We start from the raw sequence: 23,287 nt of genomic DNA on the forward strand, positions 1-23,287 counted from the left end.
AGCAGACGGGCCATGGGCAGCATCGTCGCCGAAAACCGCAAGAGCCTGATGCTCTTCTCCGGACGGGCCTTTCCGGAGCTGGCCAGGGAGATCGGCGAGGTGCTCGGCGTCGCGCCGACGCCGGCCGACGCGTACGACTTCGCCAACGGCGAGATCTTCGTACGGTTCAAGGACTCGGTACGTGGTTCGGACGCCTTCGTGGTGCAGTCCGTCACGCACGGGGTCAACACCTGGGTCATGGAGACCCTGATCATGATCGACGCGCTGAAGCGGGGCTCGGCGAAGCGGATCACGGTCGTCCTGCCGTTCTACCCCTACTCGCGGCAGGACAAGAAGCACCGGGGTCGGGAGCCGATCTCGGCCCGGCTGATCGCCGACCTGCTGAAGACCGCGGGTGCGAACCGGATCCTCACCGTCGACCTGCACACCGCGCAGATCCAGGGCTTCTTCGACGGCCCGGTGGACCACCTCTTCGCGATGGACGTGCTCGCCGAGTACGTGCAGCACCGGTACGCCGGCCGGCCGATGACCGTGGTCGCGCCGGACTCGGGCCGGGTGCGGGTGGCCGAGCGGTGGACGGACCGGCTGGGCGGCTGCCCGCTGGCCTTCATCCACAAGACCCGGGACCCGTTGAAGCCGAACCAGGTGGTGGCGAACCGGGTGGTCGGCGAGGTCGAGGGTCGGGTCTGTCTGATCGTTGACGACATGATCGACACCGGTGGCACGATCTGTCGGGCGGCGGACATCCTCAAGGAGTCCGGCGCGGCGGACGTGGTGGTCGCCTCCACCCACGCCCTGCTCTCCGACCCGGCGACCGAGCGGCTGAAGAACAGCCCGATCAGCGAGGTCGTGGTGACCAACACGCTGCCGCTGCCGCCGGAGAAGCAGCTCGACAAGCTCACCGTGCTGTCGATCGCGCCGCTGCTGGCGCGGGCGATCCGTGAGGTGTTCGACGACGGTTCGGTGACCACCCTCTTCGGTGGCCTGAGCTGAGCGACCGGCGGGGGTCGGGCGCCGCCCGACCCCCGCCGCGAGCGCCGTCGCGGCTGTGGCCGGGCGGCGACGGACGGGCCGCTGGAGGCGGCCCGGGTGCGGACCTGGGGACTGCCGGAGAGCACGGATTCCGCTCGGGTAGACTGGTGCGGTTGCCACGGCGAGGGTGCCCGGCGGGCCGCTGACAAGCGCCGCACGGAGGCACCGTGATCGACGCGGTGCTCCGGGCAGTCGTTCATGACGCATGAGCCCCAGCGAGCCCCTCGCCCCAGCACCGCAAGACGACAAGCCGCCGCGCGAAGCATCAGGAGTTTCCCCGTGTCCGAGGTAAAGATCAGCGCCGAGCCCCGCACCGAGTTCGGCAAGGGTGGTGCCCGTCGTACCCGCCGGGCCGGCAAGGTGCCCGCCGTGCTGTACGGCCACGGCGAGAAGCCCAAGCACATCGCGCTGCCCGCCCGCGAGTTCGCCGCGGCGATCCGCAAGGGTGGCGCCAACCAGCTCTTCGCGATCGAGGTGAGCGACGGCACCCAGGCGCTGGCGCTGCCCAAGGCGATCCAGCGTGACGCGATCAAGGACACCTTCGAGCACGTCGACCTGCTGCTGGTCCGTCGCGGCGAGAAGGTCACCGTCGACGTCCCGGTCCAGCTGACCGGCGAGGCGGCGAGGGACACGCTGATCGTGCACGACCACGACACCCTGTCGGTGACCGCCGACGCCACCAAGGTGCCGGATCACCTGGAGGCCTCGATCGAGGGCGCCGTGCCGGGTGTCCAGATCACCGCTGCCGACGTCGCGCTGCCGGCCGGCGTCGAGCTGGCCGCCGACCCGGAGCTGCCGGTCGCCACGGTGACCGCCGCGCCGACCGCCGAGCAGCTCGAGGCCACCATGCCCGAGGTCGAGGAGGCCGCCGAGGAGGCCGAGGCCGAGGTCGGCGAGGTCACCGAGGGCGCCGAGGAGGCTCCGGCCGCCGAGGGCGCGGAGAGCGCCGAGGCGCCCACCGAGGCCTGATCGGTTCGCAGCTGCGACAGGCGTCCCCGACGGTTGGGGGCGCCTGTCGGCGTATCGGGGCCGGGTGACACGGACAGCGGGAGGGGCGGGTCGTGACGGACGAGACGGGGCCGTGGCTGGTGGTCGGCCTGGGCAACCCGGGCCGGGAGTACGCCGGCAACCGGCACAACGTCGGCTTCATGGTGGCCGACCTGCTGGCCGGGCGGATCGGCGCGAAGTTCGGCCGGCACAAGCGGGCGGTGGCCGAGGTCGCCGAGGGGCGGCTCGGCTTCGGCGGGCCGAAGCTGGTGCTGGTGAAGCCGCTGACCTACATGAACCTCTCCGGCGGGCCGGTGGCGGCGCTGGCGCAGTTCTACAAGGTGGCGCCGGGCCAGGTGGTCGCGGTGCACGACGAGCTGGACATCGGCTACGGGCAGCTGCGGGTGAAGTGCGGCGGCGGTGAGGGCGGGCACAACGGCCTGCGCTCGATGTCGAAGTCGCTGGGCACCAAGGAATACGTCCGGGTGCGGTTCGGCATCGGCCGGCCGCCGGGGCGGCAGGACCCGGCGGACTACGTACTGTCGGATTTCAGCGCGGTGGAGCGCAAGGAGCTGGACTTCCTGGTGGACCGGGCGGCGGACGTGGTGGAGTCGGTCATCACCCGCGGCGTGGAGCCGACGCAGAACCTCTACCACGGCTCCTGAACCGGGCGGGGTGGCCCGGGTCGGGCGCCGCGGGCCGGTAGTCTGCGCCTTCGACGTGGCGTTGGCCGGGCGGCGCGGCCGTCGACGGCGGTCGGGCGGCGTGGCACGTGGCGAGGCGACGGGAGCGGAAGTCATGGGCAGTCCTCCGATGATCGACGGCGCGTTCGCCCGGTGGCTGGCGGTCCGGGCCGGTCAGGCGCTGCTGGCGCTGCGGGCCGAGCTGGGGTTCGCCGACGCCGGGGCGCTGAAGTCGGCCGGGGACAAGGTCTCGCACGACCTGATCCGTACCGAGCTGGCGAAGTGGCGGCCGGGTGACGCGGTGCTCTCCGAGGAGGACGAGGGCTCGCGGCTGGCCTGGGCGGCGGAGGTGAACACCGGGGCGGTGTCCCGGTTGACCGCCGACCGGGTGTGGATCGTCGACCCGTTGGACGGCACCCGGGAGTTCGCCGAGGAGGGCCGGTCGGACTGGGCGGTGCACGTGGCGCTCTGGGCGCGTGGCGCGCCGACGCCGCACGGGCTGGTCGCCGGGGCGGTGGGGCTGCCGGCGCAGCACCGGGTGCTGGCCACCGACTACCCGCCGGCGTATCCGCCGCTGACGGTGGAGGCGGCGGCCGCGGGCGGGCGGCGGACCATCCGGTTGGCGGCCAGCCGGAGCCGGCCGCCGGTCTTCCTCACCGACCTGGCCGAGGACGTCGGGGCGCACCTGGTGCCGATGGGATCGGCCGGCGCCAAGATCGCGGCGGTGGTGACCGGCGAGGTGGACGCCTACATCCACGCTGGCGGCCAGTACGAGTGGGACTCGGCGGCGCCGGTGGCTGTGGCGACGGCCACCGGACTGCACGCTTCCCGGATCGACGGTTCTGCGCTGGAATACAACGAGGCGGATCCGCGCCTGCCGGACCTGCTGGTCTGCCGTGCGGATCTCGCTTCCCGGTTGCTTGCGGCGCTGCAGAGACATTCCGGGTAGCCTGAGCGTCTTCCTGACGTACCCGACCGGAAAGGTCTGGAAATCGGATGAGCGAGCGAATCGAGTCCCGGTCATGACCGGCCCCGCCTACCAGGTCTCGCACCTCGACGCGCTGGAGGCCGAGAGCGTCTTCGTGATGCGTGAGGTGGTCGCCGAGATGGAGCGGCCGGTGCTGCTCTTCTCCGGCGGCAAGGACTCGATCGTGATGCTGCGGCTGGCCCAGAAGGCGTTCGCCCCGGCCAACATCCCGTTCCCGGTGATGCACGTGGACACCGGCCACAACTTCCCCGAGGTTCTCGAATACCGGGATCAGCGGGTCGCCGAGCTGGGCCTGCACCTGGTCGTGGCGAGCGTGCCGGAGGCGCTGGCCAGTGGGCTGGTGCGCGAGTCGGCCGACGGGATGCGCAACCGGATCCAGACGCCGGTGCTGCTGGACGCGGTGGAGAAGCACCGCTTCGACGCGCTCTTCGGCGGCGCCCGTCGGGACGAGGAGAAGGCCCGGGCCAAGGAGCGGGTGTTCAGCTTCCGCGACGAGTTCGGCCAGTGGGACCCGAAGAACCAGCGTCCCGAACTGTGGTCGCTCTACAACGGCCGGCACCACCCGGGCGAGTCGATCCGGGTCTTCCCGCTGTCCAACTGGACCGAGCTGGACGTCTGGCACTACATCGCCCGGGAGCGGATCGCCCTGCCGTCGATCTACTACGCGCACGAGCGCGAGGTGATCGAGCGCGACGGGATGCTCTATGCGGTCAACGAGTTCTTCCGCCCCCGCGCCGGTGAGGAGCGGTTCAAGGTGCGGGTGCGCTACCGCACGGTGGGCGACGCGTCGTGCACCGCCGCCGTCCGCTCGGACGCCGACACGGTGGAGAAGGTCATCGAGGAGGTCGCCGCCACCCGGATCACCGAGCGCGGCGCGACCCGGGGTGACGACCGGGTCAGCGAGGCCGCCATGGAGGACCGCAAGCGGGAGGGCTACTTCTGATGACCACCGAGACCGCGGCCCCGGCCGGCGCGAACACGACGGACGCCCGGGCCGCCAGTGAGGCCCGGCCCATGGACCTGCTGCGCTTCGCCACCGCGGGCAGCGTGGACGACGGCAAGTCGACCCTGATCGGTCGGCTGCTCTACGACACGAAGTCGCTCTTCACCGACCAGCTCGCCGCCGTCGAGGCGGTCAGCGCGGCGCGCGGCGACGAGTACACCAACCTGGCGTTGCTCACCGACGGCCTGCGGGCCGAGCGGGAGCAGGGCATCACCATCGACGTGGCGTACCGCTACTTCGCCACGCCGCGGCGGAAGTTCATCATCGCCGACACCCCCGGGCACATCCAGTACACCCGGAACATGGTCACCGGGGCGTCCACCGCGGACCTGGCGCTGATCCTGGTCGACGCCCGCAAGGGTCTGGTCGAGCAGTCCCGCCGGCACGCGTTCCTCTGCTCGCTGCTGCGGGTGCCGCACCTGGTGCTCTGCGTCAACAAGATGGACCTGGTCGACTTCTCGCAGGAGGTCTTCGAGCGGATCGCCGACGAGTTCACCGCGTTCGCGGCGAAGCTCGAGGTGCCGGACCTGACCGTGGTGCCGGTCTCCGCGCTCAAGGGCGACAACATCGTCAGCCGGTCGGCGAACATGCCCTGGTACGAGGGGCCGTCGCTGCTGCACCACCTGGAGCGGGTGCACATCGCCAGCGACCGCAACCTGGTCGACGTCCGGTTCCCGGTGCAGTACGTGATCCGTCCGCAGTCGACCACCGTCACCGACTACCGGGGCTACGCCGGTCAGGTGGCCTCCGGGGTGCTCAAGCCGGGCGACGAGGTGATGGTGCTGCCCTCCGGCTTCACCAGCCGGATCGCCGCGGTGGAGACCGCCGACGGGCCGGTCGCGGAGGCGTTCCCGCCGATGTCGGTGACCGTACGCCTGGCGGACGAGATCGACATCTCCCGGGGCGACATGATCTGCCGGCCGAACAACGCCCCGGCAGTGGCCCAGGACATCGAGGCGATGGTCTGCTGGATGGACGAGACCCGCCCGCTCCAGGTGGGCGGCAGGTACGCCATCAAGCACACCACCCGGTCGGCCCGGGCCATCGTGCGCGGGCTGCACTACCGGCTCGACATCAACTCGCTGCACCGCGACGAGTCGGCGGGCGAGCTGCGGCTCAACGAGATCGGCCGGGTGCGGCTGCGCACCACCGTCCCGCTGCTCGCCGACGAGTACCGGCGCAACCGCACCACCGGCGGCTTCGTCATCATCGACGAGACCACCAACCGGACGGTCGGCGCCGGCATGATCGTCGAAGCCTCCTGACGCCGACTCTCCCGTGATCGGCGCCCTGAGGCGGCGGCCCCGGGCGGCCGGGGGTGCCGGCCGGGGGCCGGCAGCGGGGACGGCGCAGGCGGCTGCGCCCACCGCGACCAGACCGGGTGCGTCTGTTGTCGTCCCAGCGACAACAGACGCACCCGAACCGCGCGTCGGGACGGGCAGGGCGGCGGCGGGACCGGAAGCGGCCGGCGATGTGCGGCGGCGGACCGGCGCGGCGGGAGCGGAGGCGGCGGATCGCCGGGGTGTGGCGGCGGGTGGACGCTGTGGAGGTGGCGGATCGGCGAAGTGGTCGCCGGGTGGTGGCTCAGTCCAGGCGGGTGGCGCCCGGGCCGGGCAGCACGGTGACGTGCCCGGGGGCGGTGAAGCCGCGCTCGGCGTACGCGGCGGTGACGGCGGCGGCCACCGTCTCGGCGGCCGCGGCGTCGACCAGGGCGAGGACGCAGCCGCCGAAGCCGCCGCCGGTCATCCGCGCGCCGAGCGCCCCGGCCGCGAGCGCCGCCTCGACCGCGGTGTCGATCTCCGGCACGGTGATCTCGAAGTCGTCCCGCATCGAGGCGTGTGAGGCGGTCAGCAGCGGGCCGATCTCCCGGATCCGGTCGGCGCGCAGCAGCGCGACGGTGTCCAGCACCCGCTGGTCCTCGGTGACCACGTGCCGGACCCGGCGGCGGGTCTCGTCGTCGTCGAGCCGGGCCAGCGCGTCGTCGAGCCCGGCCACGTCGACGTCCCGCAGCGCCGGCACGCCGAGCAGGTCGGCGGCCCGCTCGCAGGACTTCCGGCGGGCCGCGTACTCGCCGTCGGCGTGCCGGTGCGGTGCCCGGCTGTCGACCACCAGCATGGCGAGCCCGGCCGCGTCCAGGTCGAACGGGATGTGCTCGACCGACTCGTCCCGGCAGTCGAGGAAGAGCGCGTGCCCGGCCCGGCAGCGGATGGCCGCGGACTGGTCCATGATCCCGGTCGGCGCGCCGACGTAGGCGTTCTCGGCCCGCTGGGCCAGCCGGGGCTGCCGCTCGGCGGGCAGGTCGAGCCCGCCCAGGTCGACCAGGGCGGCCAGCACGGCCGACTCCAGCGCGGCCGAGGAGGAGAGCCCGGAGCCGAGCGGCACGTCCGAGGCGATGGCCAGCCGGGCGCCGGGCACGGCGTGGCCCGCCTCGCGCAGCGCCCAGACCACCCCGGCCACGTACGCCGTCCAGCCGGTGACCCGGCCCGGCGCGGCGACCTCGTCGGCGCCGAAGGTGACCGTCTCGCCGGTCAGTTCCGACCAGACCGTCCAGGTCTCGCCGGGCTGGGCGGCGGCGGCCGCCACGGTGCGCAGGGAGAGCGCGAACGGTTGGCCCGCCCGGGAGCCGCCCAGCGGCCCGCCGGCTCCGCCCCGTACGCCGACCGGAAGCCCGCGGTGGCGCGGGCCGCGACGTCGTCGGTCACCGCTGCTCCAGGACGTGCGTGCGGTAGAACGCCCAGGCGTCGCCGACCATGTCGTGCAGGGTCGGCTTCTGCGGCACCCAGCCGAGTTCCGCGCGGGCCAGCGCGGCGGAGGCGACCAGCTCGGCCGGGTCGCCCTCGCGGCGCGGCGCCACCTCCACCGGCACCGGGTGCCCGGTGACCTCGCGGACCACGTCGACCACCTGGCGGTTGGTGAACCCGCTGCCGTTGCCCAGGTTGTAGATCCGGTGCTGGCCGGGCGCCGCCGCGTCGAGCGCGAGCAGGTGGGCGCGGGCGAGGTCGGCGACGTGGATGTAGTCGCGCACGCAGGTGCCGTCGACGGTGGGGTAGTCGTCGCCGAAGAGCTGGAGCTTCTCCCGCCGGCCGGCGGCCACCTCGAGCGCGATCGGGATCAGGTGGGTTTCCGGGTCGTGCCGCTCGCCGAGCGCGACGTCGCCGTCGAGGTGCGCCCCGGCGACGTTGAAGTAGCGCAGCGAGACGGCGGCCAGGTTGTGGGCGACCGCCTCGGAGGTGAGCGCCATGTCGACGGCGAGCTTGGTGGCCCCGTACGTGTTGGTGGGGGCTTTGACCGCGGTCTCCGGGATCGGCAGCTCGGTCGGGTTGCCGTAGACCGCGGCGGTGGAGGAGAAGACCAGCCGGGGCACTCCGGCGGCCCGGACCGCGTCGAGCAGCGCCAGCGTGCCGACGGTGTTGGTGTGCCAGTAGAGCTCCGGCTTGACCATCGACTCGCCGGCGGCGATCAGGGCGGCGAAGTGCAGCACCCCGTCGAAGCCCGCCTCGGGGGTGAGCACCCGGGCCGCGTCGCGGATGGACGCCTCGACGTGCGTCGCGTCGGGGGCGAGCGCCGCCCGGTGGCCGGTGCGCAGGTCGTCGAGGACGACCACCTGGTGGCCGGCGTCGAGCAGCATCCGGGTCACCACGCTGCCGATGAAGCCGGCGCCGCCGGTGACGAGCAGTTTCACGTCGGTCTCCTCCTGCCTGGCCGTCGCGGCCGCGACCATGTGGTGATCACCCTACGGCCGCCGGTGGGGGCGCGCTCCGCGTCCGCGACGCGCCACCATTCCATCATAAACTCTCACGATTAAACAGAGCCGAACATGCGCGGCTGCCGGTGCCGGCGGTTCCCGGTGTCTACCATCCAAGGCATGCGGGAAGCGGGTGGTCCCGGGCTCCGGCGGCGGATGCGGGAGCGGCCACGACGCGAACCGGGTCCGCTCGCCCGGGCGGTCGCCCGGGTCGTGGTGCGCGCCGCGGACGGCGCCACCCGGCTGGTGACCGACCTGCTCGGCGCCAGCCCGGCGGCCGGCCGGGAGCGGATCAGCGAGGCTGATCTGCGCGACCTGGTCGCGGCCAACACGGTGCTGGACCCGGAGGAACGCCGGATCATCGACGAGGTGCTGGTGGCCGGGGCGAGCCTGGTCCGCGAGGTGATGATGCCCCGCACCGAGGTGGTCTTCCTCTCCGCCCGGCTGACCATCGCCGAGGCGGCCGGGTTGGTCCGCGCCGAGCCGCACACCCGCTACCCGGTGGTGGACGGCACCCACGACGACGTGGTCGGCTTCGTGCACCTGCGGGACGTGCTGCTGCGCCCGGAGGTCGACCCGTGCACCACGGTCGGCCAGCTGACCCGCGAGGTGAAGCGGCTGCCCGGCAGCAAGCGGGTGCTCGCCGCGCTGACCGAGATGCGCCGGGAGGGGCACCACCTGGCGGTGGTGGTCGACGAGTACGGCGGCACCGCCGGCATCGTCACCTGCGAGGACCTGATCGAGGAACTGGTCGGGGAGATCCACGGCGAGTACGACGGTCCGCCCGAGCCGGTCCGTGCGGGCCTGCCCGCGGTGGTGGACGGCCGGCTCAACCTGGCCGACTTCGCCGAGCGCACCGGTGTGCACCTGCCGGCCGGCCCGTATGAGACGGTCGGCGGGTACGTGATGGCGGCGCTGGGCCGCCTTCCGGTGGCCGGCGACGAGGTGCCGGTGGCCACCGAGCCGGAGGGCGCGGCCGGGCCGGGGGAGCCGTCCGGCGGGTGGCTGCTGCGGGTGCTGGCGCTGGAGGGGCGCCGGGTGGCCCGGCTCGCCGTGTCCACGCTGCGCCTGCCCGAGCAGCGTCGCGAGGTGGGCGCGCCCACCGCGCCCGGCCCGGGCCGACCCGCGGGGCCGTCATGACGTCCGCCCGGCGTTGCTGACAGAATTGCCGGCATGTCCGACGTTCCCGCCCGCCCCCGTGTCTTCTCCGGCATCCAGCCGACGGCCGACTCGTTCCACCTCGGCAACTACCTGGGCGCGGTGCGGCACTGGGTGGCGTTGCAGGACACCCACGACGCCTTCTACTGCGTGGTCGACCTGCACGCGATCACCGCGGGGCACGACCCGAAGGTGCTGAAGCAGCGGTCCCGGCTGGCCGCCGCGCAGCTGTTCGCGGTCGGGCTGGACCCGGAGCGCAGCACGCTCTTCGTGCAGTCGCAGGTGCCCGAGCACTCGATGCTGGCCTGGGTGCTGGGCTGCATCACCGGCTTCGGCGAGGCCAGCCGGATGACCCAGTTCAAGGACAAGGCGCAGAAGCAGGGTGGCGAGCGGGCCAGCGTCGGCCTGTTCACCTACCCGATCCTGCAGGCCGCCGACATCCTGCTCTACCAGGCGCACGCGGTGCCGGTCGGCGAGGACCAGCGCCAGCACCTGGAGCTCTCCCGCGACCTGGCCCAGCGGTTCAACTCGCTGTTCGGCCCCACCTTCACCGTGCCGGCGCCGCACATCGTGAAGGACACCGCGAAGATCACCGACCTGCAGGACCCGACCGCCAAGATGTCCAAGTCGAGTTCCTCGCCGGCCGGCATCATCGACCTGCTGGAGGACCCGGCCCGGTCGGCCAAGAAGATCCGCTCCGCGGTCACCGACACCGGTCGGGAGATCGTGTTCGACGCCGAGACCAAGCCCGGCATCGCCAACCTGCTCACCATCTACTCCGCGCTCGGCGGCCGGAGCATCGACGACCTGGTGGCCGCGTACGCGGGCAAGGGCTACGGCGACCTGAAGAAGGACCTGGCCGAGGTGGTGGGGGAGTTCGTCCGCCCGATCCAGGAGCGCACCCGCGCCTACCTCGACGACCCGGCCCAACTGGACAAGCTGCTCGCCGCCGGCGCGGAGAAGGCCCGTGCGGTCGCCGCCGAGACGCTGCGCGTCGCGTACGAGCGGGTGGGGTTCTTCCCGCCGGTGCGCGGCGAGTAGCGCCGCGCGGCGCGACGGTACGGGTGACGGGTCGGCGGTCGGAGGGGTGGCGCGGAGCGTGGACGGCTGGGACGGGGCGCCCGGGGTGGACGACACCATCCAGATCGGGGTCGCGGTGGACATCCCCGAGCCGTGGGGGGCGATGCTGACCCGACGCCGGGCCGAGGCCGGCGACCCGCAGGCCGCCGACATCCCGGCGCACGTGACACTGCTCGGGCCGACCGAGATCCCGGTGGCGACGCTGCCCGCGGTGGAGCGGCACCTCGGCGCGGTCGCCGCCGCCCACCTGCCGTTCACCCTGCACCTGCGGGGCACCGGCACGTTCCGGCCGGTGACCCAGGTGGTCTTCGTCGCGGTGGCCGCCGGGATCAGCGAGTGCGAGCTGCTGGCCGCCGCGATCAGGGCCGCCCCCGAGCTGCGCCGGGAGACCCGCTTTCCCTACCACCCGCACGTCACGGTGGCGCAGGACGTCGCGCCGGAGGCGCTGGACAAGGCGTACGAGGACCTGGCCGACTTCTCCGCGATGTTCGAGGTGGAGGCCTTCACCCTCTTCTCGCACAGCGGGCAGGCCCGGTGGCAGCCGCGCCGGGACTTCCGGTTGGGCGGCTGACCCCGCCGGTGGCCGGACGAGGGCGCGGCGGCGGGTCGGATACCCGCACGGTGGCCGGGGATCGGCGAGGATGAACGCGTGAACGTCTTCGGCCGCCTGGAGGCGGGCCTCGAGCGGCGGGTGAACGCCGCGCGCCGCCGCTCCGGTGTGTTCGACCACGTCTGGCGGGCCGGCGTGCGTTACAACGACGTGCTCGGCGGGCGGCTGGCCGCCGCGATCGCCTACTACGGCTTCTTCGCGGTCTTCGCGCTCGCGCTGGTCGCGTACTGGATCTTCGGTGCGATCCTTCAGGACAACGACGAGGTCAGCGCCGCGGCGGCCGACTTCCTCCGGGAGAACCTGCCGTTCCTCGACCCGGTGCAGATCGCCGAGAGCAGCGGCACGGTCGGGGTGGTCGGCCTGGTCATCCTGGCCTTCACCGGGATCGGCTGGGTGGAGGCGATCCGCTCCTCGCAACGGCTGATGTACGGCTTCAACCAGCAGCCGGGCAACCTGGTGGTCCGCCGGCTGGTCGACATCGGCGTGCTGCTCGTCATCTTCGTGCTGCTCGGCGTCTCGGTGGCCGCGGTCGACGCGCTGGAGTCGCTGCTGCGCTTCCTGCTGCGCAGCACCGGCTCGATCGGCCTCACCACGATCAGCGCGGTGCTGAGCGTGCTGGTCAACGCGGTGCTGGCCGCCCTGCTGCTGGTCGCCGTGCCCCGGCTGCGGATGAGCCGGGCCCGGCTGCGCCCGGTGGTGGTGCTGGTCGCGGTCGGCATCACGCTGCTCAACACCGTCGGGCGCTACTACGTGGTGCGCACCGAGCGGAACCCGGCGTACACGGTGGTGGCCGGGGCGGTCGGCCTGCTGCTCTACCTCTACCTGCTCAACCAGCTGGTGCTCTTCGGCGCGGCGCTCGCCGCGACCAGCCCCCGCGGACGGGTGGTGGACCTCGCGGCGGGCGGCCCGCCCCCCGGTGACCTCGACGTGGACACCGATCCCGGCACCCCGGGCGGGGCCGGATGAGCGGGAGGGAAAAGTTGGTGCTGATCACCGTCGACCAGGACTCGTCGGTGCCGCCGTACGAGCAGGTGCGCGGGCAGCTCGCGGAACTGGTCGGGGACGGCCGGCTGCCGGTCGGCACCCGGCTGCCCACGGTCCGGCAGCTCGCGGCGGACCTGAACCTGGCCGCGAACACGGTCGCCCGCGCCTACCGGGAGCTGGAGGCGGCCGGCCTGCTGGAGACCCGGGGCCGGCACGGCACGTTTGTCGCACCCGGGCGGGACGATGCCATGGACCGGTTGCAGCGGGTGGCGGCCGACTACGCCGCGCAGGCCGTCCGGCTGGGGGTGCCGCCCGCGGCGGCGCTCGCCCTGGTCCGCGCCGCGCTGGAGGCGGCGCGGCCGGGTTGACGACAGCAGGAGGAGACCGATGATCGAATCGAGCGCGACGGTGGTCGAGGTCCCCGTGTCCGCGCCGCCCGAGCGGATCTGGCCGGCGCTGACCGTGCCGGACGAGATCCGGGAGTGGTTCGGCTGGGAGTACGACGGCCTAATCGACGAGATCCACTACATCTTCGTCGCCCACGCCGAGCCCTTTCCCCCGGACCGGCTGGCGATGGCCGACGGCTCCGAGCTGCGGGTCGTCCCGGACGGTGACGGGGCGCTGCTGCGGGCGGTCCTGCCGGCACCGGCGGACGTCGACGGCGCGGCGGAGCGGGACGCCATCGCGGAAGGCTGGCGCACCTTCTTCGAGCAGCTGCGCTTCCTGCTGGAACGGCGCCCGGGCGGCCGCCGCCGGACGCTCCACCTGACCGACACGGCGACCGGCGGGCAGCTGCTCGCGGTGCTCGACGCGGCGGGTGCGGCCGAGCAGTGGCACGCCAGCCGGCACCAACGGATCGTGGTCGACTCCGAGGGCCGGCTGCTGGCCGCGCTCGCGGAGGCCCCGCTGGACAGCGACACGGCGTCCCCGGTCAGCCTCACCGTCAGCGGCTACGGACTGGACGACGCCACCCTGGCCGGGTTGCGCGAGGAGTGGACGGCTCGCTGGCGCCCCCTCTCCGGTGTGTGAGGCGTGAATAGGGCGATTGCCGCCCAGGGTTCCGGCGCGACGGACCATGATGAGCCGGTGGGCGCACTCGTGACGTTGGACCTGCCGGACGACTCGCCGATGCTCGGCCTGCCCTGGATCATCACCTTCGGCCCGCTCGGCGACGCCGACGAGTGGGAGCCGGTGGTCTGCGGCCCGTACGAGCGGCCGCACGCGCTGGCGCTGGCGGAGGCGGTGGTGGCCGAGGAGCAGCTGATGGCGGTGGTCGAGCCGCTGCTGCCGGCGGTCTCCGCCGAGCAGATCCGGGGCGAGATCGCGGCCGCGCAGATCGCTGCCGAGGACGAGGTCGCGCAGATCGAGGAGGCCGACCTCTACGGCGACTTCGAGGACACCATCGACGAGGAGCTGGAGGCGGCCGCCGAGGCCGACCTGCGCACCGAGCCGACCGCCCCGCCCAGCGAGGCCGAGCTACGGGAGGGCTTCCGCCGGATCGCGGCGAAGCTCACCGGCTCCTGACTGGGGCGCGGCCGGCCCGGGTCTGACGGGGGCGCGGCCGGCCCGTGTGGGCCGGCGAAGTGCCGCCGGTCAGGGGCGACGCACCGGGCCGTCCAGCACGCAGAACTCGTTGCCCTCCGGGTCGGCGAGGACGACGAATCCCTCCTCGCCGGTCTGCCCCACGTCGGCGTGCCGGGCGCCCAACTCGACCAGCCGGCGCACCTCGACCGCCGGGTCGCCGTCGGCGACCAGGTCCAGGTGCAGCCGGTTCTTGTCCCGCTTCGGGGTGCCGGAACCCTGCAACCAGACCGTGGGAGCGCCGACCGCGTCCGGCGGCGGGTACAGCTTGGCGCTGCCGTCGCCGCCCCGCTCGACGGTGTAGCCGAGCGCCGCCGACCAGAACGCCGCCATCAGATCGAGGTCCGTCACGTCGAGGGTGTACTGGGCCACGTGTGCCATGGATTTCACCTCCGGGGGGGCCGTCGTGGAGAGTCCTACCCCTGCGGGCCGCGGCGACACGTCCGGGATGGACGCCGGCGCCCCGCGGAGCGGACTCCACGAGGCGCCGGCGCCACCTCACCCCCCACCACAAGGGGTCGGTGGCCCAGCCGCCCGTCGGCGCGGGGCACAACGGACGACCAGGTCGATGACGGGTTACCCGCTCAGCGCCGTTCGAACCAGGCGGCCGCGTCGACCGGGAGCAGGTGGCCGGAGCCCTGCCCGGTGAGCGCCTCGCTGGCGGCGATCGGCTCGCCGTACCCGTCGATCAGGGCCGGCGCACCGCTGATGTTGACCACACAGGTCAGCACGGTGTCGCCGGCGGCGCGGCTGAACGCCAGCACGCCCGGCTCGGTCTCCAACCAGGTCACCCCGCCGGCGTCGGCCGACAGCGCCGGGTGCTCGCGGCGGATCCGCAGCGCCGTGCGGTAGAGCTCCAGGGTCGAGCCGGGCACGTCGATCTGGGCGGCGACCGAGAGGGCCTGCCAGGTCGCCGGGGCCGGCAGCCAGCTCAGCTCGCTGCCCGCCGGCCCGAAGCCGTACGGGGCCAGCTCGCCGCTCCACGGGATCGGCACCCGGCAGCCGTCCCGGCTCTCCCCGGTGCGCAGGAACGCCGGATCCTGGCGCAGCTCGTCGGGGAGGTCGAGCACCTCCGGCAGACCCAGCTCCTCGCCCTGGTAGAGGTAGGCGCAGCCGGGCAGGGCGAGCATCAGCAGGGTGGCCGCGCGGGCCCGGCGCAGCCCCTCGGGCCCGTCGCCGTAGCGGGTGACGTGCCGCTGCTTGTCGTGGTTGGAGAGCACCCAGGTGGTCGGCGCGCCGACGATGGTGGACTCGGCCAGCGCGGTGTCGATCACCTTGCGGAACGAGTCGGCCGACCAGGTCGCGTCGAGGAAGTCGAAGCTGAACGCCTGGTGCAGCTCGTCCGGGCCGATGTAGCGGGCCAGCCGCTGCGGCGTCTCGGCCCACGCCTCCGCCACCGCCATCCGGCCGCCGGGGTAGCTGTCCAGGATCGGCCGCCAGGCGCGGTAGATGTCGTGCACCTCGTCCTGGTCGAAGTAGGGGAGCCGGCCCTTGCCGAGCAGTTCCACCTGGCGCTGCCCGGTGGTCATGCTGCTGAAGCCGACGTCCGGCAGTCCCTCGGCCTTGATCATGCCGTGGGCCACGTCGATCCGGAACCCGTCCACGCCCCGGTCCAGCCAGAACCGCAGGATGTCCTCGAACTCGGCGCGCACCTCCGGGTGCCGCCAGTCGAGGTCCGGCTGGGCCGGGTCGAACAGGTGCAGGTACCACTGGCCGTCCGGCACCCGGGTCCAGGCCGGGCCGCCGAAGATGCTCTCCCAGTCGTTCGGGGGCAGCTCGCCCTGCTCGCCCTTGCCGTCGGCGAAGAGGTAGCGCGCCCGCTCGGCGGAGCCCGGGCCGGCGGCCAGGGCTGCCTGGAACCACGGGTGCGCGCTGGAGGTGTGGTTGGGCACCAGGTCGACGATGATTCGCAGGCCGAACGCGTGCGCGTCGGTGATCATGGCGTCGAAGTCGGTGAGGGTGCCGAACATCGGGTCGACGTCGCGGTAGTCGGCCACGTCGTAGCCGCCGTCGACCATCGGCGAGGTGTAGAAGGGGGTCAGCCAGAGCGCGTCCACCCCGAGGTCGCGCAGGTACGGCAGTCGCTCGCGGATGCCGCGCAGGTCGCCGATGCCGTCGCCGTCGCTGTCGGCGAAACTGCGCACGTAGACCTGGTAGACGACGGCGGAGCGCCACCAGTCGGCGTCGGAGGTCTGCGGGGTGGGGTGGCTGGCGGTCATCGAGGCGTTCCCCGTTCTGTGGCGCGGGACGGCGGCACCCGGTGGGCGGGTGGGTGCCTGAGCAGGATGCCGCCCCGGCGTTGCAAGAGTCAAGCAGTTCTTGCGCAAGAAATGGCGTCGATCACCGGTCAGGCCGGTACGGCGAGCGCCGGCGGCGCCGGTCGCTGCCCGGTCACCCCGCCGGCGCCCGGCCGCCGCCCGCCGGCCGCCGGGGCGACCGCGGTGGAGCCGCGCACCACCAACTCGGGGCGGAACAGGTACTCCGAGTGCGGGGCCGCGTGCCCGTTGATCTCGTCGACCAGGGCCCGCACCGCGGCCACCGCCATCGCCGTCACCGGCTGGCGCATGGTGGTCAGCGGCGGGTCGGTGAACGCCATCAGCGGCGAATCGTCGTAGCCGACCACCGAGAGGTCCGCCGGCACCGACAGGCCGCGCTGCCGGGCCGCCCGGATCGCGCCGAGCGCCATCAGGTCGGAGCCGCAGACGACGCCGGTCACGCCGCGGTCGAGCAGCCGCCCCGCGGCGGCCTCGCCACCCTCCACACCGAACAGCGACAGCTCGGCCAGCTCGTCCAGCTCGGCGGCGGGCAGCCCGGCCAGCCGGCTCATCGCGCTGCGCCAGCCGGCCACCTTCCGCTGCACCGGCACGAACCGGTCCGGGCCGGTGATCAGGCCGATCCGGCGGTGCCCGAGCGCCACCAGGTGGGCCACGGCCAGCTCGGCGGCCTCGCCGTCGTCACAGGAGACGAAGGGCGCGGCGATGCCGGGGACGTAACCGTTGATCATCACCACCGGCAGCGGGCGGGCGATCAGCGCCCGGTAGCGGTCGTGGTTGGCGGCGGTGTCGGCGTGCAGACCGGAGACGAAGGCGATCCCGGAGACCTGCCGGTCCAGCAGCATCTCGACGTACTCGTCCTCGGTGACCCCGCCGGCGGTCTGGGTGCACAGCACCGGGGTGAACCCGCTCTGCGCCAGCGTCGACTCGATCACCTGGGCGAAGGCGGGGAAGATCGGGTTGTCCAGCTCCGGGACGACCAGGCCCACCAGGCCGGCGCTGCGCTTGCGCAGCCGGGCCGGGCGCTCGTAGCCGAGCACGTCGAGGGCGGTCAGGACGGCCTGCCGGGTCTCCGGGGCCACTCCCGGGCGGTCGTTGAGCACCCGCGACACCGTGGCCTCGCTGACTTCGGCCTGTTGGGCGATGTCGGACAGTCGAGCGCGCATGGCGGCACTTTAGCTCACGGGCAAGATCTTGCGTACACTCCTGCAAGCCCTTCCATTCTCTGCAACGTCTTGCTAACGTCCCCGCAACATGCGAGAGCAGCGGCGCAGCACCCTAGCGCCGGTTGGCAAGAACTTACAGAGGTTTTCCACTGGCGGGCCGCCCTTCCCCCGGCGGACCGCCATGACGACAGGAGTACCGATGCGCATCCGTACCGCGGGTGTGGTCGCCGCCTTCGCCCTGGCGCTCGCCGCGTCCGGCTGTGGCGGCGGCAGCGACGAGCCGGCCGCCAACGAATCCCCCAAGGCTGCCGCCGGCGGCAAGCTGGTGATCTGGGCCGACGACAAGCGGACCGCGGCCCTCAAGCCGTTCGCCGAGAAGTTCGGCCAGGAGAACGGCGTCACCGTCGAGGTGCAGGCCGTCTCCAAGGACCTGCAGACCAACTTCGTCACCGCCTCGCAGCAGGGCAGCGGCCCGGACGTGGTGGTCGGCGCGCACGACTGGATCGGCAACCTGGTGCAGAACGGCGCCATCGACCCGGTGCAGCTGACCGCCGAGCAGAAGAGCGGCTTCAACGAGACCGCCGTCAAGGCCGTCAGCTTCAACGGCCAGCTCTACGGCGTGCCGTACGCGATGGAGAACCTCGCGCTGATCCGCAACACCGCGCTGGCCCCCGAGGCGCCCAAGACCATCGAGGAGCTGGTCGCCGCCGGCAAGAAGCTCAAGGCGGAGAAGAAGGCCAGCGAGATCCTCTGCCTGCAGTCCGGCCAGAACGGCGACGCGTACCACATCTACCCGCTGTACACCTCGGCCGGCGGCTACCTCTTCGGCACCGCCGCCAACGGCGACTACGACCCGAAGGACCTGGGCGTGGGCAAGCCGGAGTCGATCGAGGCGTTCAAGAAGATCGCCGCGCTCGGTGAGAAGGGCGAGGGCGCGTTGAAGCGCTCCATCACCGCCGAGAACTCGATCGCCAACTTCGGCGCCAAGAAGTGCGCCTTCCTGGTCTCCGGCCCGTGGGCCATCGCGGACGCCAAGAAGGCCGGCATCTCCTACGACATCTCCCCGGTCCCCGGCTTCGCCGGTGGCAAGGAAGCTCAGCCGTTCGTCGGTGTCCAGGCGTTCTACGTGGCGTCCAAGGGCAAGAACAAGGCGCTGGCCCAGGAGTTCGTGGCCAACTACGTGACCACGCCGGAGCTGGCCGTGGCGCTGTACAACGCCGAGCCCCGGCCGCCGGCGCTGACCGCCGCGCTAGAGCAGGTCAAGGGCACCGACCCGGACCTGGCCAAGTTCCAGGAGGCCGGCAAGAACGGCCAGGTGCTTCCGGCGATCCCGGCCATGGCCGCGATCTGGGACCCGTTCGGCAAGGCGCAGGCCGCCATCATCGGCGGCGCCGACCCGGCAAAGACGATCACCGCGGCTGGCAAGACCATCTCCGGCCAGATCAAGTAATGAGCACGCCGCTGTCCGGCCCGGGACCTGCCCAGCAGGTCCCGGGCCGGGAGCCCGTCGGCTCCGGGCTCCCGCGCTCGTCCCGTACCGCGCGGCACCGCGCGCCGATCACCGCGACCGGCCTGCTCGTCAAGGTGATCCTGCTCGGCCTGACGGCCGGCATCGCGATCTGGGCGGCCTTCCCGCTCGTCGAGGCCGAGATGTGGGTCGGGCTGGCCCTGCTGGCGGTCACCACCGCCGGACTGTTCTACCTCTACCTCACCCGCCGGCACATCCCGGCCAAGTACCTGGTCCCCGGCACGCTCTTCCTGATCGCCTTCCAGGTCTTCCCGGTGCTCTACACGGCGAGCACCGCCTTCACGAACTTCGGCGACGGGCACCGCGGCAGCAAGGACGAGGCGATCGTCGCCATCCAGACCGCTTCGGTGCAGCAGGTGCCCGGTTCCACCGAGTACGCCCTCTCCATCGCCACCACCGGCGACCCCGCCACCGGCCCCCTGGTCTTCCTGGTCACCGACCCGGCCAGCGGCGTCGTCTCGGTCGGAAACGCCGAGGGGCTGCGCCCGCTCGACCCGGCCGACGTCACCGTCGCCCCCGGCGGCAAGGTCACCGCCGCCGACGGCTACACCGTGCTGAACTTCGGCCAGGCCGGCGCCCGCAGCCAGGAGATCACCGACCTGGTCGTGCCGACCGCCGGTGGCGCGATCCGGTCCACCGGTCTCACCCGCGCCTACGAGGGCAAGGCCGTGCGCGCGTACGACGCCGGCTGCGACTGCGTCCGGGACGCCGAGACCGGGAAGACCTGGACCGCGGACGAGGCCAGCGGCTCCTTCGTCGCCGCCGACGGGGACCGGCTGGCGCAGGGCTGGAAGGTCACCGTCGGGCTGGACAACTTCGCCCGGGTGCTCACCGAGCCGGCCATCTCCGGTCCGTTCTTCGGCACGCTGATCTGGAACTTCGCCTTCGCGATCGGCTCGACCGGGCTGACCTTCCTGCTCGGCATGGCCATCGCGCTGGCGCTGCACTCGCCCCGGATGCGCGGCACCAACCTCTACCGGGTGCTGCTGATCCTGCCGTACGCCATGCCGTCCTTCGCCATGCTGCTGGTCTGGCGGGACATGTTCAACACCGACTTCGGCCTGATCAACAACCTGTTCGGGCTCGGCGTGGACTGGTTCGGCCAGGACTGGTCGGCCCGGGCGGCGGTGCTGCTGGTGCAGCTCTGGCTCGGCTATCCGTACATGTTCCTGGTGGCCACCGGCGCGCTCCAGGCCATCCCGCGGGAGCTGACCGAGGCCACCTCGGTCGACGGCGCGTCGCCGTGGCAGTCGTTTCGGGCGGTCACCCTGCCGCTGCTGTTGGTGGCGCTCTCCCCGTTGCTGATCGCGTCGTTCGCGTACAACTTCAACAACATCAACGCGATCTGGCTGACCACCGAGGGCGGGCCGTTCCCGGCCGACAACCCGACCAACGGGGCGACCGACCTGCTGATCACCTACACCTACCGGTTGGCGTTCGGCGCGCAGGGCGCGGAGTTCGGCATGGCCGCGGCGGTGTCGGTCTTCATCTTCGCGATCGTCGCGATCGTCTCGGCGATCAGCTTCCGGCGCACCCGCAAGCAGGAGGAGGTGTACGCGTGACCACGCTCAGCGGTGTCCCGGTCGCACGCGAGACGGGCGGCACGCCGGTCGCCAACCGCAACGCCCGGGGCGGGCGGCGCAGCCGCTGGTTCCGCCAGGTCGGCTGGCGCCACCTGGTCGGGGTGCTGGCGGTGGCGTTCAGCCTCTTCCCGATCCTGTTTGTGCTCTCCGCGGCGCTCAACCCGCGCGGCACGCTCTCCTCCACCAGCCTGGTGCCGACCGAGGGGGTGTCGCTCGAGAACTTCGGCAATCTCTTCGAGAAGTTCGCGTTCGGGCACTGGTTCCTAAACAGCCTGCTCATCGCCGGCACGGCCAGCTTCGTGTCGATCTTCCTCTCCGCGCTGGCCGCGTACGCCTTCTCCCGGATGCGCTTCGCCGGCCGCCGGATCGGGCTGCTCACCCTGCTGCTGATCCAGATGTTCCCGCAGTTCCTGGCGATCGTGGCGATCTTCCTGATCTTCACCACGGTCACCGACCTGTGGCCGGGCATCGGTTTCAACACCCCCTGGGGGCTGTTCCTGCTCTACATGGGCGGTGCGCTCGGCGTGAATACCTGGCTGATGAAGGGCTTCTTCGACACGCTGCCCCGGGAACTGGACGAGTCGGCCACCATGGACGGTGCCAGCCACGCCCAGGTCTTCTTCCGGATCATGCTGCCGCTGGTGGCGCCGATCCTGGCGGTGACGGCGCTGCTCTCCTTCATCGGCACGATCAACGAGTTCATGATCGCCAATGTGTTCCTCACCGACACCGAGTCGAAGACCCTGGCGGTCGGCATGTTCGGCATGGTGGCCGGCGAGCGGAACAACAACTTCGGGATGTTCGCGGCGGGCACCCTGCTCACCGCGATCCCCACCGTGCTGGTGTTCCAACTCCTCCAGCGCTACATCGTCTCCGGCCTGACCGCCGGGGCCGTCAAGGGGTGAATCGGCGGGGTGGCCGCTCGCCGTCCTGCGGGAGGCGAGCGTGCCGCTCCGCGCCGACACCGGCGGCCCCCGGCCGACCAACGCGAAAGGTCCCATCATGTCGTCCCGGCCGCACCATGACGGGTCCGAGCTGTACGTCCCCGAGCAGCAGCCGTCGCTCGGCGACACCGTCGACGTCTTCGTCCGGATGCCGGCCGGCGCCGACGTCCGGCAGGTGCACGTGCGGACCACCGGCGACGGGGAACCCCGGTTCATCGAGGCGGTGGTCGACCGGACCGCCGGCGGCGACGTCTGGTGGCGGGCCGCGGTCGAGGTGCGCAACCCGGTCAGCAACTACCGGTTCATGCTCACCGGTGCGCGCGGCCACCGCTGGCTGAACGCGGCCGGGCTGGTCGGTCACGACGTGCCGGACAACGGCGACTTCCGGCTGGTGTCCTACGACCCGCCGCCCGCCTGGGCCCGGGACGCGGTGATCTACCAGATCTTCCCGGACCGGTTCGCCCGCTCGGCCGCCGCCGACGGCCGGCCGCTGCCCGACTGGGCGATCCCCTGCGACTGGGACACCCCGGTCGTCGGGCGCGGCCCGGAGACCCCGCGCCAGTTCTACGGCGGCGACCTGGACGGCGTCACCGAGCGGCTGGACCACCTGGCCCGGCTCGGCGTCAACACCGTCTACCTGACCCCGATCTTCCCGGCCCGCTCCAACCACCGCTACGACGCGGCCAGCTTCGACACCGTCGACCCGCTGCTCGGCGGCGACGCGGGGCTGGCCCGGCTCGCCGACGCGGTACGGGCCCGGGGCTGGCGGCTGCTCGGCGACATCACCAGCAACCACACCGGCGACGCCCACCAGTGGTTCACCGCCGCCGCCTCGGACGTGCACGCGGCCGAGCGCGAGCTGTACTACTTCGACGAAGTGACCGGCGACTACGAGTCCTGGAACGGGGTCAAGTCGCTGCCGAAGCTGAACTGGGGCAGCGCCGAGCTGCGCCGGCGCTTCGCCACCGCCGACGACGCGCTGCTGCGCCGCTGGCTGCGCCCGCCGTACGGGTTGGACGGCTGGCGGGTGGACGTGGCCAACATGACCGGCCGGCGGGGCGCGGACGCGTACACCCACGAGGTGGCGGCGCTGCTGCGCCGGGTGGTCGTGCAGACCCGGGCCGACGGGCTGCTGATGGCCGAGCACGGCCACGACCACACCGGCGACCTGGACCGGGACGGCTGGCACGGCACCATGAACTACGTCGGCTTCACCGACCCGGTCTGGTCCTGGCTGCGGCACGGCGACCAGCCGGTGCCGAACTTCCTCGGCACCCCCGGCGGGGTGGTGCGCCGGGACGCCCACTCGGTGCTCGCCACCATGAACACCTACCGGTCGCTGATCTCCTGGCGGTCGTACGTCCACTCGTGGCAGCTGCTCGGCTCGCACGACTCGGCGCGGATCCGGACGGTGGTCGGCGACGCCGCCCGGCACGAGATCGCCGCCGGGCTGCTCGCCACCATGCCCGGCACCCCGATGGTCTTCGCCGGTGACGAGCTGGGGCTGACCGGCGACAACGGCGAGGGATCGCGGACCCCGATGCCGTGGCACCGGCCGGAGAGCTGGGACGCGGGCACGTTCGCCGCCTACCGGGCGCTGATCGCGCTGCGCCACGCCGAGCCCGCGCTGCGCCGCGGTGGGCTGCGCTGGCTGCACGCCGACGCCGACACCCTGGTGTTCCTGCGCGAGGCGCCGACCGGGACGGTGCTGGTGCTGGCCCGCCGCGCGGCCGGGGCGCCGGTCCGGCTGGTCGGCCTGCCGGCCGGCGAGAACGTCTACGGCGGGGCGCCGGCGCTGCGGCCGGACGCCGACGGCGCGTCCACCCTGCCGGGTGACGGTCCGACCTTCCAGGTCTGGCGCCTCTGACCTCCGCCGCACCGCCGATTTCCACGGCGGGATGCGGTGAGGTGCGCCCACGGGAGAGACGCCGGATGACGCGCG

General features: G+C 72.8%; 21 protein-coding genes and 1 pseudogene. 17 read left to right on the top strand and 5 right to left on the bottom strand.

The features are described from left to right. Positions 1 to 12 precede the first annotated feature (12 nt). The 6 genes from ACVCAH_RS06405 to cysN all read left to right on the top strand — a co-directional run bounded on the left by ACVCAH_RS06405 (position 13) and on the right by cysN (position 5,958). Positions 13 to 993, top strand: a complete 981-nt coding sequence (locus ACVCAH_RS06405; protein WP_447135104.1) for a ribose-phosphate diphosphokinase — start codon at positions 13 to 15, stop codon at positions 991 to 993. 318 nt (positions 994 to 1,311) lie between these two features. Beyond that, positions 1,312 to 2,001 (top strand): 50S ribosomal protein L25/general stress protein Ctc, encoded by a 690-nt coding sequence (locus tag ACVCAH_RS06410; RefSeq protein WP_447135105.1) that lies wholly within the window; start codon positions 1,312 to 1,314, stop codon positions 1,999 to 2,001. A 92-nt stretch (positions 2,002 to 2,093) separates the two neighbouring features. Next, a complete protein-coding gene (gene pth, locus ACVCAH_RS06415) occupies positions 2,094 to 2,684 on the top strand; it encodes an aminoacyl-tRNA hydrolase (RefSeq protein WP_447135106.1) in 591 nt (196 codons plus the stop codon). 133 nt (positions 2,685 to 2,817) lie between these two features. Further along, positions 2,818 to 3,651 (top strand): inositol monophosphatase family protein, encoded by an 834-nt coding sequence (locus ACVCAH_RS06420; RefSeq protein ID WP_447135107.1) that lies wholly within the window; start codon positions 2,818 to 2,820, stop codon positions 3,649 to 3,651. Positions 3,652 to 3,724: 73 nt separating this feature from the next. Further along, positions 3,725 to 4,633, top strand: a complete 909-nt coding sequence (cysD, locus tag ACVCAH_RS06425; protein WP_447135108.1) for a sulfate adenylyltransferase subunit CysD — start codon at positions 3,725 to 3,727, stop codon at positions 4,631 to 4,633. Then, positions 4,633 to 5,958 carry a sulfate adenylyltransferase subunit CysN gene (cysN, locus tag ACVCAH_RS06430; RefSeq protein ID WP_447135109.1) on the top strand — a complete coding sequence of 442 codons (1,326 nt, stop codon included), beginning with the start codon at positions 4,633 to 4,635 and terminating at the stop codon, positions 5,956 to 5,958. Before cysD ends, cysN begins: the two co-directional genes overlap by 1 nt. 319 nt (positions 5,959 to 6,277) lie before the next feature. Here cysN and galK read toward each other — a convergent pair. Next, positions 6,278 to 7,395 (bottom strand): annotated as a pseudogene (gene galK / locus ACVCAH_RS06435) (galactokinase). Next, positions 7,392 to 8,414 (bottom strand): UDP-glucose 4-epimerase GalE, encoded by a 1,023-nt coding sequence (galE, locus tag ACVCAH_RS06440; protein WP_447135110.1) that lies wholly within the window; start codon positions 8,412 to 8,414, stop codon positions 7,392 to 7,394. The pseudogene galK and the gene galE overlap by 4 nt, the downstream one beginning before the upstream one ends. 180 nt (positions 8,415 to 8,594) lie before the next feature. On the opposite strand from galE, the gene ACVCAH_RS06445 reads away from it, so the two are divergent. The 7 genes from ACVCAH_RS06445 (at position 8,595) to ACVCAH_RS06475 (ending at position 13,794) form a co-directional block, all read left to right on the top strand. Next, positions 8,595 to 9,578: a hemolysin family protein gene (locus ACVCAH_RS06445; RefSeq protein ID WP_447135335.1), complete on the top strand. Its 984-nt coding sequence runs from the start codon at positions 8,595 to 8,597 to the stop codon at positions 9,576 to 9,578. A 33-nt stretch (positions 9,579 to 9,611) separates the two neighbouring features. Next, the gene (gene trpS / locus ACVCAH_RS06450) at positions 9,612 to 10,637 is read left to right on the top strand and encodes a tryptophan--tRNA ligase (protein ID WP_447135111.1); all 1,026 of its coding nucleotides are present in this window, start codon (positions 9,612 to 9,614) and stop codon (positions 10,635 to 10,637) included. A 46-nt stretch (positions 10,638 to 10,683) separates the two neighbouring features. Continuing rightward, positions 10,684 to 11,247, top strand: a complete 564-nt coding sequence (locus ACVCAH_RS06455; RefSeq protein ID WP_447135112.1) for a 2'-5' RNA ligase family protein — start codon at positions 10,684 to 10,686, stop codon at positions 11,245 to 11,247. A 78-nt stretch (positions 11,248 to 11,325) separates the two neighbouring features. Beyond that, positions 11,326 to 12,252 carry a YihY/virulence factor BrkB family protein gene (locus ACVCAH_RS06460; protein WP_447135113.1) on the top strand — a complete coding sequence of 309 codons (927 nt, stop codon included), beginning with the start codon at positions 11,326 to 11,328 and terminating at the stop codon, positions 12,250 to 12,252. Beyond that, positions 12,249 to 12,638 carry a GntR family transcriptional regulator gene (locus ACVCAH_RS06465; RefSeq protein ID WP_447135114.1) on the top strand — a complete coding sequence of 130 codons (390 nt, stop codon included), beginning with the start codon at positions 12,249 to 12,251 and terminating at the stop codon, positions 12,636 to 12,638. Before ACVCAH_RS06460 ends, ACVCAH_RS06465 begins: the two co-directional genes overlap by 4 nt. A 19-nt stretch (positions 12,639 to 12,657) precedes the next feature. Further along, a complete protein-coding gene (locus ACVCAH_RS06470) occupies positions 12,658 to 13,299 on the top strand; it encodes an SRPBCC family protein (protein WP_447135115.1) in 642 nt (213 codons plus the stop codon). Between the two features lie 57 nt (positions 13,300 to 13,356). After that, positions 13,357 to 13,794 (top strand): hypothetical protein, encoded by a 438-nt coding sequence (locus tag ACVCAH_RS06475; protein WP_447135116.1) that lies wholly within the window; start codon positions 13,357 to 13,359, stop codon positions 13,792 to 13,794. 69 nt (positions 13,795 to 13,863) lie between these two features. Here the strand turns inward: ACVCAH_RS06475 and ACVCAH_RS06480 are convergent, their stop codons facing one another. From ACVCAH_RS06480 to ACVCAH_RS06490, 3 genes are all read right to left on the bottom strand, one after another. Next, positions 13,864 to 14,232, bottom strand: a complete 369-nt coding sequence (locus ACVCAH_RS06480; protein WP_447135117.1) for a VOC family protein — start codon at positions 14,230 to 14,232, stop codon at positions 13,864 to 13,866. 203 nt (positions 14,233 to 14,435) lie between these two features. Next, complete coding sequence (locus ACVCAH_RS06485; RefSeq protein WP_447135118.1) at positions 14,436 to 16,070, bottom strand: glycoside hydrolase family 13 protein; 1,635 nt, start codon at positions 16,068 to 16,070, stop codon at positions 14,436 to 14,438. A gap of 128 nt (positions 16,071 to 16,198) precedes the next feature. After that, a complete protein-coding gene (locus ACVCAH_RS06490; protein ID WP_447135119.1) occupies positions 16,199 to 17,290 on the bottom strand; it encodes a LacI family DNA-binding transcriptional regulator in 1,092 nt (363 codons plus the stop codon). 199 nt (positions 17,291 to 17,489) lie between these two features. Between ACVCAH_RS06490 and ACVCAH_RS06495 the strand changes: the two genes are divergently transcribed. The 4 genes from ACVCAH_RS06495 to ACVCAH_RS06510 all read left to right on the top strand — a co-directional run bounded on the left by ACVCAH_RS06495 (position 17,490) and on the right by ACVCAH_RS06510 (position 23,212). Beyond that, positions 17,490 to 18,740 (top strand): sugar ABC transporter substrate-binding protein, encoded by a 1,251-nt coding sequence (locus ACVCAH_RS06495; RefSeq protein ID WP_447135120.1) that lies wholly within the window; start codon positions 17,490 to 17,492, stop codon positions 18,738 to 18,740. Continuing rightward, positions 18,740 to 20,380, top strand: coding sequence for an ABC transporter permease subunit (locus tag ACVCAH_RS06500; protein ID WP_447135121.1), 1,641 nt, complete (start codon positions 18,740 to 18,742; stop codon positions 20,378 to 20,380). The genes ACVCAH_RS06495 and ACVCAH_RS06500 overlap by 1 nt, the downstream gene beginning before the upstream one ends. A gap of 113 nt (positions 20,381 to 20,493) precedes the next feature. Beyond that, complete coding sequence (locus ACVCAH_RS06505) at positions 20,494 to 21,306, top strand: sugar ABC transporter permease (protein ID WP_447135336.1); 813 nt, start codon at positions 20,494 to 20,496, stop codon at positions 21,304 to 21,306. A gap of 97 nt (positions 21,307 to 21,403) precedes the next feature. Beyond that, positions 21,404 to 23,212, top strand: a complete 1,809-nt coding sequence (locus ACVCAH_RS06510; RefSeq protein ID WP_447135122.1) for a glycoside hydrolase family 13 protein — start codon at positions 21,404 to 21,406, stop codon at positions 23,210 to 23,212. The last annotated feature ends 75 nt before the right edge of the window (positions 23,213 to 23,287 follow it).

The sequence above is a fragment of the Micromonospora sp. LZ34 genome (assembly GCF_052981855.1).

What these genes read in the sequence shown, in the direction of transcription:
- cysD (WP_447135108.1), top strand. Translation starts at nt 3,725, where the DNA reads ATGACCGGCCCCGCCTACCAGGTCTCGCACCTCGACGCGCTGGAGGCC.
- ACVCAH_RS06490 (WP_447135119.1), bottom strand. Translation starts at nt 17,290, where the DNA reads ATGCGCGCTCGACTGTCCGACATCGCCCAACAGGCCGAAGTCAGCGAG.
- ACVCAH_RS06495 (WP_447135120.1), top strand. Translation starts at nt 17,490, where the DNA reads ATGCGCATCCGTACCGCGGGTGTGGTCGCCGCCTTCGCCCTGGCGCTC.
- ACVCAH_RS06510 (WP_447135122.1), top strand. Translation starts at nt 21,404, where the DNA reads ATGTCGTCCCGGCCGCACCATGACGGGTCCGAGCTGTACGTCCCCGAG.
- ACVCAH_RS06445 (WP_447135335.1), top strand. Translation starts at nt 8,595, where the DNA reads ATGCGGGAGCGGCCACGACGCGAACCGGGTCCGCTCGCCCGGGCGGTC.
- ACVCAH_RS06420 (WP_447135107.1), top strand. Translation starts at nt 2,818, where the DNA reads ATGGGCAGTCCTCCGATGATCGACGGCGCGTTCGCCCGGTGGCTGGCG.
- ACVCAH_RS06500 (WP_447135121.1), top strand. Translation starts at nt 18,740, where the DNA reads ATGAGCACGCCGCTGTCCGGCCCGGGACCTGCCCAGCAGGTCCCGGGC.
- ACVCAH_RS06485 (WP_447135118.1), bottom strand. Translation starts at nt 16,070, where the DNA reads ATGACCGCCAGCCACCCCACCCCGCAGACCTCCGACGCCGACTGGTGG.
- ACVCAH_RS06480 (WP_447135117.1), bottom strand. Translation starts at nt 14,232, where the DNA reads ATGGCACACGTGGCCCAGTACACCCTCGACGTGACGGACCTCGATCTG.
- ACVCAH_RS06470 (WP_447135115.1), top strand. Translation starts at nt 12,658, where the DNA reads ATGATCGAATCGAGCGCGACGGTGGTCGAGGTCCCCGTGTCCGCGCCG.
- trpS (WP_447135111.1), top strand. Translation starts at nt 9,612, where the DNA reads ATGTCCGACGTTCCCGCCCGCCCCCGTGTCTTCTCCGGCATCCAGCCG.
- ACVCAH_RS06405 (WP_447135104.1), top strand. Translation starts at nt 13, where the DNA reads ATGGGCAGCATCGTCGCCGAAAACCGCAAGAGCCTGATGCTCTTCTCC.
- cysN (WP_447135109.1), top strand. Translation starts at nt 4,633, where the DNA reads ATGACCACCGAGACCGCGGCCCCGGCCGGCGCGAACACGACGGACGCC.
- ACVCAH_RS06465 (WP_447135114.1), top strand. Translation starts at nt 12,249, where the DNA reads ATGAGCGGGAGGGAAAAGTTGGTGCTGATCACCGTCGACCAGGACTCG.
- galE (WP_447135110.1), bottom strand. Translation starts at nt 8,414, where the DNA reads ATGGTCGCGGCCGCGACGGCCAGGCAGGAGGAGACCGACGTGAAACTG.